Origin of the sequence: Mobilicoccus pelagius NBRC 104925 (assembly GCF_000247995.1) — a bacterium.
GTDB classification, from domain to species: Bacteria; Actinomycetota; Actinomycetes; order Actinomycetales; family Dermatophilaceae; genus Mobilicoccus; species Mobilicoccus pelagius.
Window position 1 is genome coordinate 16,749 of record NZ_BAFE01000047.1, and the last position, 15,670, is coordinate 32,418.

The following is a 15,670-nucleotide window of genomic DNA, read 5'->3' on the forward strand; positions in this document are numbered from 1 at the left end:
CATGACGACGAACACCCCGCCGCTCGTCGCGGCGTCGAACGGGGACCACGTCCTCACCGGCGCGGCGGCCGCCCCCACCCCGGTCGTCGTCGACCTCACCGTCGACGGACGCGGGATCTCCGTGCCCGGCGGCACGACGATTCTGCAGGCCGCCCGGGCGCACGACCGCCGCATCCCCACCCTCTGCTGGCTCGAGGGCGTCAACGAGACCGGCTCGTGCCGCCTCTGCGTCGTCGAGGTCGAGGGCCGCGACGAACTCGTCACCGCCTGTACCGCGGTCGTCGAGCCCGGCATGGTCGTGACGACGTCGAACCCCCGCATCCGCGCCACCCGCAAGGGCCTCGTCTCGCTGCTCATGGCGAACCACCGCGAGCACTGCTTCGACTGCGTCAAGGCGGGCGACTGCGAACTGCAGGATCTGGGCGAGGAGTACGGCGTCCCCGCCGACTCCTCCTTGGGCCGCAAGGGCCGTGTCGACCGCAACCGCATGCTGCTCGACGGGCACCCGTTCCTGCGCTTCGACCCGACGTTGTGCATCACCTGCGAGCGGTGCGTGTCGATGTGCGCCGACGTCGTCGGTCGCCACGCGATCGGCACGTTCAAGGAGGGGCGGAACACGATCATCGACGCGCCCTTCCACGAGGGCTGGCGCACGACGCTCTGCGAGTCGTGCGGCAACTGCGTCCAGGCGTGCCCGACCGCGGCGATCACCGACCTGCGGCGGCACACCTACCGCATCCGCGAGGTCGAGACGGTCTCCACGACGTGCCCCCACTGCGGCACCGGTTGCCAGATCGACCTCCGCGTCAAGGACAACCGCATCGTCGACGCCGTCGGTGGCGACGGCCCCGTCAACCACGGACTCCTCTGCGGCAAGGGGCGATCCGGCTCCATCGACTTCGTCCACTCCCCCGACCGCATCCGCACCCCGCTCATCAAGAACAAGGAGACCGGGGAGTTCGAGGAGGCGACATGGGACGAGGCGCTCGACCTCGTCGCCCGCGAGTTCACCCGCCTACGCGACACCTACGGGCCGCAGACCCTCGCCGGGTTCGCGTGCAGCCGCTCCCCCAACGAGGACATCTACCTGACGCAGAAGTTCGTGCGCACCTGCCTGCGCACGAACAACGTCGACAACTGCGCCCGCGTGTGCCATTCGGCCTCCGTCGCGGGCCTCGCCATGACCCTCGGGTCGGGCGCGATGACGAACCCCATCGCCGACATCACCGGCGACGTCGACGTCATCATGCTCGTCGGCTCCAACCCCGAGGAGGCGCACCCCGTCATCGGCATGCAGATCCGGCAGGCCGTGCAGCGCGGTGCCCGGCTCGTCGTCGTCGACCCCCGCGAGATCGACCTCTGCAAGGACGCCGACCTGCACCTTCGGGTGCGTCCGGGCACGAACGTCGCCTTCGCGAACGGGCTGCTCCACGTGATGATCGCCGAGGACCTCGTCGACCACGCGTTCATCGCGGAACGCACCGAGGGGTTCGAGGCGATGAAGGACCTCGTCGCCGACTACACCCCCGAACGCGTCGGCGAGATCTGCCACGTCGACCCCGACATGCTCCGCGAGGCCGCGCGTCTCTACGCCGGGGCGGAGAAGGCGCCGATCGTCTACTGCCTCGGCGTCACCGAGCACTCGAGCGGCACCGAGGGTGTCATGAGCCTCTCCAACCTCGCCCTCGCGACCGGCAAGCTCGGCCGCCCCGGCTGCGGCATCAACCCGCTCCGCGGGCAGAACAACGTCCAGGGTGGCTGCGACATGGGCGCCCAGCCCGGCGACCTCCCCGGCTACCAGAAGGTCGCCGCCGACGGCGTCGTCGAGAAGTTCGAGCAGGCGTGGGGCGTCGACCTCAACCACGAACCGGGGATCATGGCGACCGACATCCTCGCGATGTCCGCGCGCGGCGAGATGAAGGCCCTGTTCAGCTACGGCGAGGACCCGGTGCGCACCGACCCCGACACCGCCCACGTCGTCAAGGCCATGGAGAACCTCGAGTTCTTCGCGATCATCGAGCTGTTCATGACCGACACGGCCACGTACGCCGACGTCGTCCTTCCAGGGCTGAGCTTCGCCGAGAAGACCGGCACGTTCACGAACACCGAACGCCGCGTGCAGATGGTGCGGCAGGCGGTGATCCCCGAGCCCGGCATGCGGCCCGAGACCGAGGTGCTCGCCGACCTCATGCGCCGCATGGGCTACCCGCAGCCGACCCTCACGCCCGCGCAGATCATGGACGAGATCGCCTCGGTGACACCGAGCTTCGGCGGCATCTCCCACGAGCGGATCGAACGCGAGGGCGGCCTGCAGTGGCCGTGCCCGAGCGCCGACCACCCCGGCACGCCGATCCTTCACGTCGGCTCGTTCACCCGCGGCCTCGGACGATTCTTTCCCGCCGAGTACCGGCCGAGTGCCGAGACCCCCGACGCCGACTACCCGTTCATCCTCATGACGGGCCGGATGCTCTACCACTACAACAACGGCACGATGACGATGCGCGCGCCGGGACTGGCGGAGATCAGCGGCTCCTCCTACATCGAGCTCAACGTCGACGACGCCGCACGCCTCGGGATCCCCGACGGCGGTCGAGTGGCCGTATCCTCCCGCCGTGGCCGCATCGAGACCACTGCCCGCGTCGGCACCCGCGTCTCACAAGGGGAGACGTGGATGCCGTTCCACTTCGCCGACGGCGCCGTCAACGAGCTCACCAACGCCGCCCTCGACGAGTACGCCCGCATCCCCGAGTACAAGGTCTGCGCGGTGCACGTCGAACCCGTGGGTGGCTGACGGGCGGCGGGCGCCACGGCGCGATCGCGCCCTCCCGGGGCGAGGACCCACCACGTTCGGGGTTCCTCACCGGCCCCCGGACCCGGCGCAGTGCGTCGATTCGGCTCAGGCGAGGAGCGAGCGCAACGCGCGGGGCCCCTCGACGTCGACGTCGAACGGCTCGAGCCGGGCGACGAGGCCTCGGTCGGCGGTGACGACGACGACCCGCGCGCCCTCGTCCGCGAGCTGCCCACAGCGGTCGACGATCTCGTCGTCACCGCTCCCGGGGGCGTGGACGGTCGTCACCGTCGCCACCTCCCCCTCGGGAACACCCGGTCGAGCGGCCCCTTCGAGGACGAGGACGATGTGCTCCCACGGCAGGTCGACGGCGACGAGGGCGGCGTGGAGGCGTGCTGCCGCGCCCGCCCGATCGCGCCACCAGCCGTCGGGGACGCTGCCGACGACGTTCGCACCGTCGACGACGAGGGCCGTTCCGGGACCCGTCATGCCGCCCGCCTCGCCCGGGCCCGCGTGAGCGGACCGACGACGAGCGCGACCACCACCACGACGAGGAGTGCCAGGCGGAACACCGACCGTGCCGTATTCGGCCTCGGGGCGGGGCGCGCGAGACCGAGGTACTCGGCCGCGCGGGACAGGGGGCTCGAGGCTCGGGTCATCTCCCCACCGTACCGGCCACTCTCCGGCGAGCGGCGGCGTCGATCTCAGCCGGACGCGGGCGTCGACCACGTCGTCAGGTGGGTGATGGCGGCGTCGACCGAGTCCTCCCGTGCCAGGCGATCGGCGATCCGATGCGCACGTGACCACACCCGAACGTCGTCGAGAATCGTTCCGGCAGAACGAATGTCGCCCGGAGTGACATGGCGGCGGTCGAGGGGCGCGCTCGCCACCCCGAGCTGCACGAGGCGCCGCGCCCAGAACGGCTGGTCGGCGGCGAAGGGGACGGGGATCGAGGGGATACCCGCCCGCGTGACGGCATGGGTCGTGCCCGCGCCGCAGTGGTGGACGGCCGCGGCGCACCGCGGCAGGAGCCACGAGTGCGGGGTCTGGCCGACGACGTGGACGACCTCCGGGTCGTGACCCCACGCCGCGGGATCCACGCCGCTCCACCCAGGGTTGACGACGACCCGCCTGCCCGCGAGCCCGTCGAGCACGGCGCGCAGCAGGGGCTCCGTGCCGACCATGCTGCCGAACCCGACGTAGACCGGCGGCTCACCCGCGTCGAGGAACGCCACGAGGTCGGCGGGCGGGGTCCAGCCCGGGTCGTCGAGGTGCCAGTCGCCGCAGACCGCGACGTTGGAACGCCAGTCGCGCGGCGTGGGAAGTAGCACCGGGGAGTAGCCGTAGATCACCGGCACGTCGTCCCACACGGCACGGAACCGCCCGAGGCCCCGTCGGCGACGTGCGGCGGCGACCGGTCGGTGGAACACCGCGGACATCATCGCCGTCGCGACGTGATGGGTGGCGACGTTGAGCCATGCCGGTGGCACCCCGGGCGAGACGAGGGAGGGGAACGCACGGGTGGGGGCGAGGGGGAACGCCGCGGACGCCGCGAACCGCACACCCCGGGATTCCGCGGCGGTCTGGGCCGCCCACACGGTGAGGCCGCTGCCGACGACGACGTCGGGCCGGTGTTCGTCGATCGCCGTCTCGACCGTGCATACCCACTGCTCGGTGTGGGCGCGGGCGATCTCGCCGAAGAACGCGAGGCCGGTGAGCCCGCCGTCTCGGGTCGCGCGGGCCAGGGCCTCCTCGGCGCGGCCCCCGCTGAGATGCGCCCGGAAGTCGCCGTCGAGCTCCCGGTACGGCAGGCCGAGACGCGCGGCGGAGTCGGCGCCGCTGCGGTCGAGGCACACGGCGGCGGCGTGCCCACGGTCGGCCATCCCGGCCGCGAGCGCGAGGAAGGGCCGGGTGTCGCCCTCCGACCCCGACCCGGTGACGAGCACTCTCACGACATCCCCCTCGCCGTCGACATCCCCCGCAGTGTGACGGCTCCACGACGACCTCGCGCGCCGCTGGGACCCCGCGGACGCCGCGGGAGGCGGCCCGCACGGCCTGGGAGAACGCGCGCCCGTCGAAATCGAGGCCCTCCCGGCCGTGCCTCTCGCGGACCCCACCCTCGGGGGAGGCGTGGGGCGCGTGCGTCCGCCGGCGCCGGGGTGCCCGTGGCGACGGCCTCCTCGGCGGCGGACGAGGGCTCCGATCGGTGGGCCGTGTCGGCGCCCCCGCGGGAACGGTGGGCGCCGAGCAGTCCCGCCCGCAGCATGACCGCGGCGGAGGATCCGGCCGAGGTGCCGACGACGAGGTCGGCGGCGCGCAGGTCGACGCCCGCCGCGAGCAGTGCGGTGAGGAGCGCGCTCTCCCAGGCGATCCCGGCGACGCCTCCCCCGCCGAGGACGAGGGCACGGGTGGGGGTCGGAGCGGTCATGATGATGGCCATCGTCGCGGCGGAGACCGCCCGCACCCGGGCAGTCGGGAGGTCGGTGGTCGGATCAGCCCCAGAAGGCGACGACGTCGGCGGCGACGGCCTGCGCCTGGGCGAGGCCGGCGAGGAACGACGGCTCGATGGAGGCCGGGTCGAGCACGTTGGGGCCGAACGCGGTGCGGCTCGCGGCGTCGGCCTCGATGGTGAACACGTCGGAGGACTCGTTCCGCATGCGCTCCGCGGCCTGGGCGAGCACCGGCCCGAACGGGCTGGCGGCCCCCTCGTCGGAGCATGCGACGACGAGCACGCGGTCGTGCCCGGCGGCGGCGTCGGCGTTCGTCGCCGAGCGCATCCCGCCGTCCATGTACGGGTCTCCGTCGATGGTGACGAGCGGGAACACCGTGGGCAGGGTGCAGCTCGCGGCGACGGCACGGGCGAGCTCGACGCCGTCCTGCGCGCCGAACGTGTGGAACGAGCCGTCGGCCGCGTTGACCGCGGTGATCGCGAGACGCCCCTCCGGCCAGTCGCGCGGCAGGCGCGCGGCGATCTGCGCAACCCACGTCTCCTCGGGCAGGTCGACGGGGCGGGCACGACCCCACTCGCCGAGCTTGGCGCGCACGTCCTGCTCCTCGGTGACACCACGGGTGGCGTCGAGCTTCGCGTCGGCGAACGCGGTGGAGGAGTACGACTGCGAGCCCTCGGTCTGCGGGAGACCCGCGTCGTCGTTCGTCCGTTCCTCGACGGCCTCGGAGGCGGCGAGCACCTCCTGCAGGTGCTCCGTCGTGAGGAGGCCGTGCCGGAGCATCACCCCGACCGACGACCCGGCGGAGGTGCCGACGACGAGGTCGGCCGCCTCGAGGTCGACGCCCGCCTCCATGAGGCCGATGAGGAGGCCGCTCTCCCAGGCGATGCCGGCGACACCCCCGCCCCCGAGCACGAGGGCGCGAGTGGGGCGGGTGGTGGTGTCGGTCATGCGGTCTCCTTAGGAAGGACGCGTTCGATGTCGTCGGTGAGCGTGGCCGGCGCGGTGGTGGGGGCGTAACGCTGGACGACGGCACCGATGGGGTCGACCAGGAACTTCGTGAAGTTCCACTTGATCGCGCCACCGAGCACGCCGCCACGCTCCTTCTTGAGCCAGGCCCAGAGCGGGTGCGTCTCGGCGCCGTTGACGTCGACCTTCTCGAACATCGGGAACGTCACGCCGTAGTTCCGGGTGCAGAACTCCCCGATCTCGTCGGCGGATCCGGGCTCCTGGTGAGCGAACTGGTCGCAGGGGAACCCGAGGATCTCGAGGCCGCGCCCGGCGTAGGTGTCGTAGAGCTCCTGCAGCCCCTCGTACTGCGGGGTGAGGCCGCACTTGCTCGCCGTGTTGACGACGAGCACGGCCTTGCCCGCGTAGTCGGCGAGGTTCTTGTCCTCGCCGGTGAGGGTGGTGGCGTGGAAGTCGTGGAGGGTCGGCATCAGTCGTCGACCACCACGACGGCGACGTCGATGTTGCCGCGGGTCGCGTTGCTGTAGGGGCACACCTCGTGGGCGCGGTCGGCGAGGGCCTGGGCCTCGTCGTGGGGCAGATCGGGGACGACGACCTCGAGGGTCACCTCGAGGCCGAACCCGCCGCCGTCGATCTCACCGATGCCGACCTTGGCGCCGACGCTCGAGTCGCCGAGCTCGGCCTTGGCCTGGCGGGCGACCATCTGCAGCGCGGAGTGGAAGCACGCGGCGTAGCCGGCGGCGAAGAGTTCCTCGGGGTTGGCGCCCTCGCCGGTGCCGCCCATCTCGCGAGGGATGGCGAGGTCGAGGTCGATGCGCCCGTCGGTGCTGCGCACGTGGCCGTTGCGGCCGGCTCCGGTGGCGAGGGACTCGGCGGTGTAGACGACGTTCATTCCGATTCTCCGTTCCGACCCGTGAGGGTCCGACGTTCCGTGGAGGCGACGAGGCGGTGTGCCAGGTCGCGGAGGGTGGCGGCCTCGTCGGCGTCGAGGTCGACGAGCGGGACGAGGCAGCGCTGCACGTCACCGGCGCGACCGCGCAGGTCGCGGCCCTCCGGGGTGAGGTGGAGGGTGACGGTGCGGGCGTCGGTCTCGGCCCGCTGCCGCGTGAGGACCCCACGGGTCTCCATGCGGCGCAGCAGCGGCGAGAGGGTGCCGCTGTCGAGGTGGAGACGCTCACCGAGGGCGCCGACGGTCAGGCCGTCCTCCTCCCACAGCGCCAGCAGGACGAGCCACTGCGGGTAGGTGAGGTCGAGTTCGGCGAGCAGCGGGCGGTATGCGCTCTGGGCCGCCCGGGCGGCCGAGTACAGCGCGAAGCACACCTGGCTGTCGAGCCTGAGATCCGGTTCCACGCATGAATGGTTGCACACAATTGAATTGCGCGCAATTCAATTGTTCGAGGAGGTCCCCGGCGAGCCCCGGATCCCCCACGGGCGACGCGCCGGCGAGTGACGCCCTCACTCCCCCGCGCCACCACCCGGCACCGGGGCGACGACGAGTCCGAGGCTGAACCCCCTCGCCCCGTCGTGCGGCTCGAGCAGCGGGGTGAGGAGTTCGGTGAGCCCCTGCCGCAGTTCCGCCATCTCGTCCGCCGTGGCATGGAGCGCGGTCCGGGTGAGGCTCAGATCCCCCATCACCCCCTCCGCGCCGACGCCGTCGAGGTAGGACAGCACGTCCGCCTGGAGCAGCCCGAGGAGGAGGAGCGCCTGATCGCGGCGCCCCTCGGGAGTGGGATCCGGACCCGCGAGGACGCCGGCGAGGGCGTACGTGCGCTCGACGGCGCCACGCACCTTGGCCTCGTCCACGACGGCGACGAGGCCGGCGTCGAGCAGGGTCTGCAACTGTCGATACAGGGTGGCCGTCGCCACCCCGGACAGGGAGGCCTGGACCTGGGCAGGCGTCGCGGGCGACCGGGTGAGTCGCTGGACGATGCGCCACCGCACCGGGTGCAGGAGGACCTCGAGCGAGTTCGACATCTTGACCTTTCTCACTTCTGAGACCATTATCGAAACTGACATCGATCCTACTCGGGAGCACTCGTGACCACACCCCCTGCCGGCATCACCGTCTCCGGCCTCACCAAACGCTTCGGCCGTCGGCAGGTCCTCCACGGTGTCGACCTCATCGCCCGGCCCAGCCACGTCACCGGGCTCCTCGGACCCAACGGCTCCGGCAAGAGCACGACCCTGCGGTGCCTCCTCGGGCTCTACCGGAGCGACTCGGGCACCGCCCACGTCGAAGGCCGCCCCTACACGCAGCTCCGCCGCCCGACGACGGTCGTCGGTTCCGTCCTCGACCCCCTCGCGTTCGACCCCGCGACGACGGGGCGGCGCCACCTGCGCGTCCACGCGGCGATGGGAGGACACCCCGCCCACCGCGTCGACGACTGCCTCACCGAGCTCTCGATGACCTCCTACGCCGACACCCCGGTGGGCACGTGGTCGACCGGCATGCGGCAGCGACTCGTCCTCGCGACGGCGCTCCTCGGCGACCCCCGCGTCGTCGTCCTCGACGAGCCCACCAACGGGCTCGACCCCGAGGGGATCCGGTGGATCCGCGAACTCCTCCGGCAGATGGCCGACGACGGTCGCACCGTCCTCGTCTCGACACACGTCCTCGCCGAGATCGAGAGCATCCTCGACGTCGCCGTCATCGTCCGCGACGGACGCACCGTCGCCGAGGGCGACCTCGACCGCCTCTCGGAGGAGTGGCGGGCCGACACCCTCGAGGACGTCTACCTCGCCACGGCAGGAGGCCGACCGTGATCACGTCGCTCCGGGCCGAGCTGCTCCGCCTCCTCGGAACCCCCGCCACCGGCCGTTTCCTCCTCGGTGGTCTCGCGATCGGGCTGTTCCTCACCGGGGGCCTCGTCCTCCTCGGACCAGAGCGGATGAACCCGCCCATGCCCCTGCCGGACACGCCCACGGCCGCCCGGGGGCTTCTCGGCGTGCTCGTCCTCAGCGCACCCGTGCCCGTCCTCCTCGGCTCGCGCTCCATGACCGACGAGTACGAGCACCACACCATCGTCCCCACGCTGACGGCCCAGCCACGCCGGGCCGTCGTCGTCCTCGCGAAGCTCCTCTCCGCGCTCCTCACCGGGCTCGCGTACGGGGCCGTCCTCGCGGTGGGCGCGGCGGTGGGGATGTGGGGAGGCTGCCGCCTCGCCGGGATCCACCTCGGGCTCGAGGTTCCCGCCCTCCTCGCCGACGTCGGCCGGATCGGTCTCGCGATGGCGCTCTACACCGTCATCGGCGTGGGGATCGGCGCCCTCGTCCCACGGCCGCAACTCTGCCTCGGCCTGATCGTGGGGTGGTTCTACCTCGCGGAGTCCCTCCTCAGCGTCGTCCCCGGGGCCCGCTCGGCGTACCCCTGGTTCCCCGGCGGCGCCGCCGGGGCCGTCACCGGGCAGAGCTTCGTCCTCGACGCCCTCGCGCAGACGTCCGGCACCGCCCCCGTCGAGCTGCTGCCCGGCTGGGCCGGAGCACTCGTCCTCCTCGGGTACGCCGCCGTCGCCGCCGGGGTCGCCCTCGTCACCACCCTGAGGGTGGACGTCCGGTGACCGGGGGCCACCGCCCGATTCGCCCGACCGCAGGCGCGGCCCCGCAGGTGGGTGGTCTCATGGAAGGCATGACGAACTCGCTCCTGCAGCCCTCGACGTTGCCCTTCGCCCTGCCGGACTACGCGGCGCTCACGGATGCGGACTACCGCGAGGCGTTCGAGGTGGGCATGGCCGAGCAGCTCGCCGCGCTACGGGAGATCGCGCAGAACCCCGAGCCGCCGACGCCTCAGAACGTCCTCCACGCGTGGGAGGCGAGCCCGGCGACGCTCGTGCGCGCCGCGAACGCGTTCTGGGTCGCCCGCTCCGCCGACACCTCCCCCGAGCGCGACGCCATCGCCGAGGAGTTCGCGCCGAGGCTCGCGCAGCACTCCGACGCGATCACCCTCGACGCCGACCTCTACGCCCGTCTCAAGGCGCTGCGCGAACGCGCCGACACCGGCGAGATCACCCTCGACGAACAGGACGACTGGCTCCTCACCCAGCGGATGCGCGCCCACGAACGCGCCGGTGTCGCCCTCCCCGCCGAGAAGCAGGAACGTCTGCGGGAGCTCAACACCGCCCTCGCCTCGGCGGAGAACGAGTTCGAGCGCCTCGTCGTCGCCGGACGCAACGCCGCCGCCGTGCACGTCACCGACCGCGACGACCTCGCCGGGCTCTCCGACGGCGACGTCGAGGCCCTCGCCGAGAACGCCCGCGCCGCGGGCAAGGACGGGTGGCTCGTCCCCATCGTCAACACGACCGGGCAGCCGATCCTCGACACCCTCGCCGACCGCGCCCTGCGCGAGACGATCTTCCACGCCTCGACCCGCCGGGGGCTGAGTGGCGAGTTCGACACCCGCCCCACGCTGCTCCGCATCGCGCACCTGCGCGCCGAGCGGGCCACGCTGCTCGGCTACCCGCACCACGCCGCCTACGAGCACGAGGACACGTGCGCCGGGTCGACGACGGCCGTCGACGAACTCCTCGCGAGCCTCTCGCCGGGCGTCGTCGAACTCGCCGAACGTGAGGCCGAGACGCTGCGCCGCCGCCTCGCCGAGTCCGACCCCCGCGCGACCCTCGAGCCGTGGGACTGGCAGTACCTCGCCGCGCAGGACGCGGGCGAGGGCGGCGTCGACCCCGAGAAGCTCAAGCCCTACCTCGAGTTCGACCGTGTCCTCACCGAGGGCGTCTTCGCCGCGGCCACCGCGATGTACGGACTCACGTTCCACGAGCGGCCCGACCTCGTCGGGTACACCCCGGCCTCCCGCGTCTACGAGGTGCGCGAGGAGGACGGCTCGACGCTCGGCGCCGTGATCCTCGACCCCTACACGCGCCCGACGAAGCGTGGCGGCGCGTGGATGACGTCGATCGTCGACCAGAACCACCTCTTCGGCGAGTCCCCCGTCGTGACGAACACGTGCAACGTGCCGCCGCCCGCGCCGGGCGCGCCCAGCCTCATGACGTGGGACAACGTCATCACCCTCTTCCACGAGTTCGGTCACGACCTGCACGGACTGCTCTCCGACGTGCGCTACCCCTCACGCTCGGGCACGTCGGTGCCGCGGGACTTCGTCGAGTTCCCCAGCCAGGTCAACGAGATCTGGGCGTTCGAACCCTCCCTCATCCGCCGGTTCGCCGTGCACCACGAGACGGGCGAGCCGATCCCCGAGGAGTGGGTCGACGCCCTCGTCGCGGGCCGCACCAACCCCGCCTACGACACGCTCGAACTGTTGAAGGCGATGATCCTCGACCAGGCGTGGCACCAGGCCCGCCCCGAGGACCTCCCCGAGTCCCCCGACGGTGTCGAGCAGTTCGAGGCCGACGCCCTCCAGCGGGCGGGCGTCGCTTTCCCGCTCATCCCGCCGCGCTACCGCACGACGTACTTCAGCCACATCTTCAGCGGCGGCTACTCGGCCGGGTACTACTCCTACCTGTGGTCGGAGGTCATGGACGCCGACACCGTCGCGTGGTTCCGCGAGCACGGCACGCCCGACTCGCCCGGCGGCATGACCCGCGAGGCCGGCGAGCAGTTCCGCCGCGACCTCCTCGCCAAGGGCGGATCGGTCGAGTCGACGGCGACCTACCGCCGGTTCCGCGGCGCCGACCCGCAGGTGGGCCACCTCCTCGCCCGCTTCGGACTCACCGACTGACACCCGGCGACCGACGCGGCGACGCCGGACGCGTCCCGACGAGGCGGGTCAGCGGCGCAGCCACCGCCCGAGCGATCGACCGGCGGGGGCGAGCAGGCCGGAGACGACGCTGCGGGCGACGTCGAGCTCACCCTCCTCGGCCGCGCCGGGTTCTCCGGCGAGGGTGCGCACGAAGCGCGCGACGAGCGGCTCCGAGACGCGCTGGGCGATGCCGCCACCGAGGTCGACGGGCGAGCCCATGACCTCGAGCGTCGTGTCGAGTTCGACCCGGGTGCGGCTCGCGCCGAGGGCGGTGAGCCGCACCCGGGCGGCCATGCTCGCCCGCCCGAACCCGCGCCGTTCCCCGCCCGCGGCCTCGAGGGCGGCGACGTGGTGCTCCGGGTCGGCCTCCGTCATCCGGCCCTCCCCCTCGTACGTGAGGGTGAACGGCCCCATCCGCGTCGTGAGCCGCCCGGTGAAGTCGTCCCCGTCGACGGAGTCGACCTCCGCGCCGGGAAAGGCGCGCCCCACGCGACGCACGTCGGTGAACGCCGCGTCCATCTCCTCCACGCTCGCGTCGACCTCGTGGACGTGCCTGAGCTTCACCGGTTCTCCTCGTCGTGTGGTCGTGGGGCCCGTCTGTCGGGGGCCTCGGCACGATCCTGCCGGATGCCCGCCCACCCTGCCGGACTCGCGGGGCGGCGCGGATCTGTGAACATGCCCCCTGAACGCAGTGGACCCCGGCCCACCCGGGCCGGGGTCCACCGCTGCGTCGTGCGTCGTGTGTCGTCCGTCGTGCGCGTCAGCGGTGGTCGTGACGGCCGTGCTCGTCGACGGCCTCACGCTCGACGACGGCCTGCTCGCGGGCGAGGTCGGCGCTCACCTGCTCCGTCTCGGTGACGGTGCGGCGGCTGATGCGCACCCGCTCGACGGGCACCGTCTGGAGCGTGACGACGGGCTCCTCGGCGTGGAGGACGATCTCGTAGTCGCCGTCGGCGTCGCGGCGGATCTCCTCGAGGTCCGCGCCCTCCCCGGCACCCGCGAGACGGTCACCGGTGATCGAGGGCTCGTCGCCCGCGGGCGCCGCGTCGAGGTTCGTCGTGTCGTGGTCCTCGATGATCTCGAGCTTCTCACGACGGACCGTGACGACGACGGTGCGCTCCTCGGTGACGACGCGCTTGCGGAACGTCACCCGCCCGGAGGGCACGCGCTCGGTGCGCACGCGCATCTCCTCGGCGTGGAGGACGACGCCGTCCGCGGCGTCGCGGGCGTCCGTGTCGCGCAGGTCGCGGTGGTCGTCCCGCGTCGCGTCGAGGCGGGCGTCGTGGGCGTGGTCGCGGGGCATGTCGTGACCGGCGGTCATGGCTGCACTCCTTCGTCGAGCGGGTACGTGCGTCTCCGGATCGATCCCGGAGTGTCCCCTGAAGGGTGGCACGCTGCGGCCCGCCTGGCGAGTGGAGTCGCCGATCGCCGTGGCCCCGGCGGGCTCACGTCGTCGACGTCCCGATGCGATGCGAACCCGCCACGAGCGGCCCCGAGTAGACCTCACAGGGACGTCGGTGAGGACGTCACTCCGAGACGACGACGACGATCTTGCCGGAGGTGTGCCCCTCCCGGCTCAGATCGAACGCGTCCCGTGCCTTCTCGAACGGGAACGTCTCGGCGACGTCCACGCGGAGGCGCCCGTCGTCGACCATCTGCGAGAGGTGGGCGAGGTCGTCCGCGTCGGGACGCACCCACATCCACTGACCGCCCGCCTTCAGCACGTCGGGGTCGGCGATGGAGCCGTGACGGCCTCCCTCGGCGAGGACGGCAGTGGTGACGTCGACGACGCCCCCGACGAAGTCCGCCACGACGTCGACACCCTCGGGGGCGAGCTCCTTGACGCGGTCGGCGAGTCCGTCCCCGTACGTGACGGGTTCGGCGCCCAGCTCGCGCAGCATGTCGTGGTTCTTCTCCGACGCGGTGCCGATGACGCGGGCGCCGAGGTCCCGGGCGATCTGCACGCCCATGCGGCCGACGCCGCCGGAGGCACCGTGGACGAGCACGGTCGACCCCTTCTCGACGCCGAGACGCGTGAGCACCTGGTAGGCGGTGAGGCCGGCGAGCGGCAGGCCCGCGGCCTCGTTCCACGACGCCGAGGCGGGCCTGCGGGCGGCGCACCGCACCGGCACGGTGACGAACTCGGCGAACGTCCCGCCGTGGACGACGTCCTTGCGGGCGTAGGCGATCACCTCGTCACCGGCGGCGAACTCGGGGGCGTCGATGCCGACCTCCTCGACGACGCCCGCGACGTCCCAGCCCGGCACCACGGGGAAGATCGCATCCATCATCGCGTCGAGGCCGCCCGCCATGATCTTCCAGTCGACGGGGTTGACCGAGGCGGACCGGACCCGCACGAGGATCTCCCCGGGGCCGACCTTCGGCCGCGGCATCTCGGTGACGGACAGCACCTCGGGATCGCCGTAGCGCTCGTAGGTGACCGCGCGCATCGTGTCGCTCATGATGACTCCTTCACTGCCGAACCCGGGCGGCTCGGCACGGGTTCGGCAACGGGTGGCACCCGCCCGGTATTCCACACCGGAGGTCTGCATCGGATGTCCACGGCGGATGCCTGTGGCGGCGCGCCGCCGGGTCACGGCGCGGGGTACGTGCGGCGCGGGCGGGAGGGTGCCCCTACCCTGCCGTCATGACGACGGAGCCCGACGAGGCACGCCCCGAGACGAGGTCCGAGACCGGCGCCGAGGCGATGGCGGGTCCGGAGCGGACGCCGGACGGGCGGTACGTCGTCGTGAACGGGCGCCGGTGGCGGGCGACGGATCCGGGCGTGCCCGAGAAGCTGCGGGCCGAACTCGTCGACGAGCTCATGTCCGCGCGGCGACTCGTCCGCACCGACGCCGCACGGGCCCGGCCCCGGGTGCAGGACGCGAAGGTCGCCCTCGGCGAACGCGGCGAGGAGTGGTGGGCACCGACCGAGGAGGGGCGGCGGGTGCGCCTCGCCGCGGCGATCCGCGCGCTGCTGCAGCACCGCGACGGCACGACGATCTGCCCGAGTGACGCCGCCCGCGTCGTCGGCGGTGACGACTGGCGCGACCTCATGCCCCTCGCCCGTGTCGTCGCCGCGCAGCTTGCGGCCGACGGGGCGATCCGCGTGCAGCAGAAGGGCGTCGACATCGACCCCTCCCAGGCGGTCGGGCCGATCCGGTTGGCCCCGGCCGATCTCTGACCCGGCGCGGGCGTCGGCGGGTCAGACCGTCGCGTCGGCGAGGGCCCAGTAGTCGTAGAGGCCGGCAGCGCGGAGGCTGCGCAGGTAGGCGACGGGGTCGAGGGGGTCGAGCCAGCAGACCCGCCCTCCGATCGGCGGGTGCTCCCCGTGCGGGGCGTAGCTCGACGTGAGGAGGACGAGTTCGACGGGCGCGAGCCACTCGGCCTGCTCCCCCGGTGCGTCGGGGAGTTCGAGGAGGAGCGAGGCACGCTTGTCGGCCTCGAGGATCTCGACGAGGCCCCGGTCGTCGGGATCCGCCCGGTCGATCGTGCCGGCCGCGACCGCCGCGTCGATGCGCTGCTGCTGGGCCTCGAGCGCGGCCTGCGACGCATGCGCGACGAGAGCCTCGTGGCGGGCGTCCTCGGGCATCTCGACCCACCCCTCGATCACCTCCTCGAGGACCTCCTCGGCCGTGTCGGCGTACACCGAGCTGCCGTCGCGGAGGGTGAGGACGTGGGACCACTCCGACCCGTCGGACCTCGTGGGCACGTAACCGCAACACCCGGCGTGGAAGTTCCGAAAGCGCATGGGGTCAT

At 72.7% G+C, this 15,670-nt stretch carries 17 protein-coding genes; 5 read left to right on the plus strand and 12 right to left on the minus strand.

Annotated elements, in window-relative coordinates; all coding sequences use genetic code 11:
• Nucleotide 1 precedes the first annotated feature (1 nt).
• On the plus strand, nt 2-2,791 hold the full coding sequence (gene fdhF / locus MOPEL_RS06475) for a formate dehydrogenase subunit alpha (RefSeq protein WP_009482068.1): 2,790 nt from the start codon (nt 2-4) through the stop codon (nt 2,789-2,791).
• A 105-nt stretch (nt 2,792-2,896) separates the two neighbouring features.
• Here the strand turns inward: fdhF and MOPEL_RS06480 are convergent, their stop codons facing one another.
• From MOPEL_RS06480 to MOPEL_RS15855, 8 genes are all read right to left on the minus strand, one after another.
• Nucleotides 2,897-3,277 (minus strand): hypothetical protein, encoded by a 381-nt coding sequence (locus tag MOPEL_RS06480; RefSeq protein ID WP_009482069.1) that lies wholly within the window; start codon nt 3,275-3,277, stop codon nt 2,897-2,899.
• The gene (locus MOPEL_RS17615; protein WP_169316289.1) at nt 3,274-3,447 is read right to left on the minus strand and encodes a hypothetical protein; all 174 of its coding nucleotides are present in this window, start codon (nt 3,445-3,447) and stop codon (nt 3,274-3,276) included. Before MOPEL_RS17615 ends, MOPEL_RS06480 begins: the two co-directional genes overlap by 4 nt.
• A 45-nt stretch (nt 3,448-3,492) precedes the next feature.
• Nucleotides 3,493-4,740 (minus strand): glycosyltransferase, encoded by a 1,248-nt coding sequence (locus MOPEL_RS06485; RefSeq protein WP_040633246.1) that lies wholly within the window; start codon nt 4,738-4,740, stop codon nt 3,493-3,495.
• A 540-nt stretch (nt 4,741-5,280) separates the two neighbouring features.
• Nucleotides 5,281-6,186, minus strand: a complete 906-nt coding sequence (locus tag MOPEL_RS06495) for a patatin-like phospholipase family protein (protein ID WP_009482071.1) — start codon at nt 6,184-6,186, stop codon at nt 5,281-5,283.
• Complete coding sequence (locus MOPEL_RS06500; protein ID WP_009482072.1) at nt 6,183-6,674, minus strand: glutathione peroxidase; 492 nt, start codon at nt 6,672-6,674, stop codon at nt 6,183-6,185. Before MOPEL_RS06500 ends, MOPEL_RS06495 begins: the two co-directional genes overlap by 4 nt.
• Complete coding sequence (locus MOPEL_RS06505) at nt 6,674-7,096, minus strand: organic hydroperoxide resistance protein (RefSeq protein ID WP_009482073.1); 423 nt, start codon at nt 7,094-7,096, stop codon at nt 6,674-6,676. The genes MOPEL_RS06500 and MOPEL_RS06505 overlap by 1 nt, the downstream gene beginning before the upstream one ends.
• Nucleotides 7,093-7,554 (minus strand): MarR family winged helix-turn-helix transcriptional regulator, encoded by a 462-nt coding sequence (locus MOPEL_RS06510; protein ID WP_009482074.1) that lies wholly within the window; start codon nt 7,552-7,554, stop codon nt 7,093-7,095. Before MOPEL_RS06510 ends, MOPEL_RS06505 begins: the two co-directional genes overlap by 4 nt.
• A gap of 105 nt (nt 7,555-7,659) precedes the next feature.
• Nucleotides 7,660-8,178 carry a helix-turn-helix domain-containing protein gene (locus tag MOPEL_RS15855; RefSeq protein WP_009482075.1) on the minus strand — a complete coding sequence of 173 codons (519 nt, stop codon included), beginning with the start codon at nt 8,176-8,178 and terminating at the stop codon, nt 7,660-7,662.
• A gap of 63 nt (nt 8,179-8,241) precedes the next feature.
• On the opposite strand from MOPEL_RS15855, the gene MOPEL_RS06520 reads away from it, so the two are divergent.
• Genes MOPEL_RS06520 through MOPEL_RS06530 form a run of 3 tightly spaced genes read left to right on the plus strand, consistent with a single transcriptional unit; the run spans nt 8,242 to nt 11,890 of the window.
• A complete protein-coding gene (locus MOPEL_RS06520; RefSeq protein ID WP_009482076.1) occupies nt 8,242-8,967 on the plus strand; it encodes an ABC transporter ATP-binding protein in 726 nt (241 codons plus the stop codon).
• Entirely contained in the window at nt 8,964-9,761 is a 798-nt protein-coding gene (locus MOPEL_RS06525; protein WP_009482077.1) for an ABC transporter permease, read from the plus strand. Before MOPEL_RS06520 ends, MOPEL_RS06525 begins: the two co-directional genes overlap by 4 nt.
• A gap of 59 nt (nt 9,762-9,820) precedes the next feature.
• Nucleotides 9,821-11,890 (plus strand): M3 family metallopeptidase, encoded by a 2,070-nt coding sequence (locus tag MOPEL_RS06530; RefSeq protein ID WP_009482078.1) that lies wholly within the window; start codon nt 9,821-9,823, stop codon nt 11,888-11,890.
• Nucleotides 11,891-11,938: 48 nt separating this feature from the next.
• Here the strand turns inward: MOPEL_RS06530 and MOPEL_RS06535 are convergent, their stop codons facing one another.
• The 3 genes from MOPEL_RS06535 to MOPEL_RS06545 form a co-directional block, all read right to left on the minus strand.
• Nucleotides 11,939-12,475: an SRPBCC domain-containing protein gene (locus MOPEL_RS06535; protein WP_009482079.1), complete on the minus strand. Its 537-nt coding sequence runs from the start codon at nt 12,473-12,475 to the stop codon at nt 11,939-11,941.
• Nucleotides 12,476-12,671: 196 nt separating this feature from the next.
• Nucleotides 12,672-13,232: a DUF2382 domain-containing protein gene (locus MOPEL_RS06540; protein WP_009482080.1), complete on the minus strand. Its 561-nt coding sequence runs from the start codon at nt 13,230-13,232 to the stop codon at nt 12,672-12,674.
• Nucleotides 13,233-13,437: 205 nt separating this feature from the next.
• Entirely contained in the window at nt 13,438-14,361 is a 924-nt protein-coding gene (locus tag MOPEL_RS06545) for an NADP-dependent oxidoreductase (protein ID WP_141631227.1), read from the minus strand.
• A gap of 197 nt (nt 14,362-14,558) precedes the next feature.
• Between MOPEL_RS06545 and MOPEL_RS06550 the strand changes: the two genes are divergently transcribed.
• Complete coding sequence (locus MOPEL_RS06550; RefSeq protein ID WP_009482082.1) at nt 14,559-15,095, plus strand: DUF3253 domain-containing protein; 537 nt, start codon at nt 14,559-14,561, stop codon at nt 15,093-15,095.
• A gap of 21 nt (nt 15,096-15,116) precedes the next feature.
• Here MOPEL_RS06550 and MOPEL_RS06555 read toward each other — a convergent pair whose 3' ends face one another.
• A complete protein-coding gene (locus MOPEL_RS06555; RefSeq protein ID WP_009482083.1) occupies nt 15,117-15,662 on the minus strand; it encodes a hypothetical protein in 546 nt (181 codons plus the stop codon).
• Nucleotides 15,663-15,670 lie beyond the last annotated feature (8 nt).

Excerpts from the sequence above, each read along its gene's own strand:
- fdhF (WP_009482068.1), top strand. The coding sequence starts at position 2 with ATGACGACGAACACCCCGCCGCTCGTCGCGGCGTCGAACGGGGACCAC.
- MOPEL_RS06480 (WP_009482069.1), bottom strand. The coding sequence starts at position 3,277 with ATGACGGGTCCCGGAACGGCCCTCGTCGTCGACGGTGCGAACGTCGTC.
- MOPEL_RS17615 (WP_169316289.1), bottom strand. The coding sequence starts at position 3,447 with ATGACCCGAGCCTCGAGCCCCCTGTCCCGCGCGGCCGAGTACCTCGGT.
- MOPEL_RS06495 (WP_009482071.1), bottom strand. The coding sequence starts at position 6,186 with ATGACCGACACCACCACCCGCCCCACTCGCGCCCTCGTGCTCGGGGGC.
- MOPEL_RS06500 (WP_009482072.1), bottom strand. The coding sequence starts at position 6,674 with ATGCCGACCCTCCACGACTTCCACGCCACCACCCTCACCGGCGAGGAC.
- MOPEL_RS06505 (WP_009482073.1), bottom strand. The coding sequence starts at position 7,096 with ATGAACGTCGTCTACACCGCCGAGTCCCTCGCCACCGGAGCCGGCCGC.
- MOPEL_RS15855 (WP_009482075.1), bottom strand. The coding sequence starts at position 8,178 with ATGTCGAACTCGCTCGAGGTCCTCCTGCACCCGGTGCGGTGGCGCATC.
- MOPEL_RS06530 (WP_009482078.1), top strand. The coding sequence starts at position 9,821 with ATGGAAGGCATGACGAACTCGCTCCTGCAGCCCTCGACGTTGCCCTTC.
- MOPEL_RS06540 (WP_009482080.1), bottom strand. The coding sequence starts at position 13,232 with ATGACCGCCGGTCACGACATGCCCCGCGACCACGCCCACGACGCCCGC.
- MOPEL_RS06545 (WP_141631227.1), bottom strand. The coding sequence starts at position 14,361 with ATGCGCGCGGTCACCTACGAGCGCTACGGCGATCCCGAGGTGCTGTCC.
- MOPEL_RS06550 (WP_009482082.1), top strand. The coding sequence starts at position 14,559 with ATGACGACGGAGCCCGACGAGGCACGCCCCGAGACGAGGTCCGAGACC.
- MOPEL_RS06555 (WP_009482083.1), bottom strand. The coding sequence starts at position 15,662 with ATGCGCTTTCGGAACTTCCACGCCGGGTGTTGCGGTTACGTGCCCACG.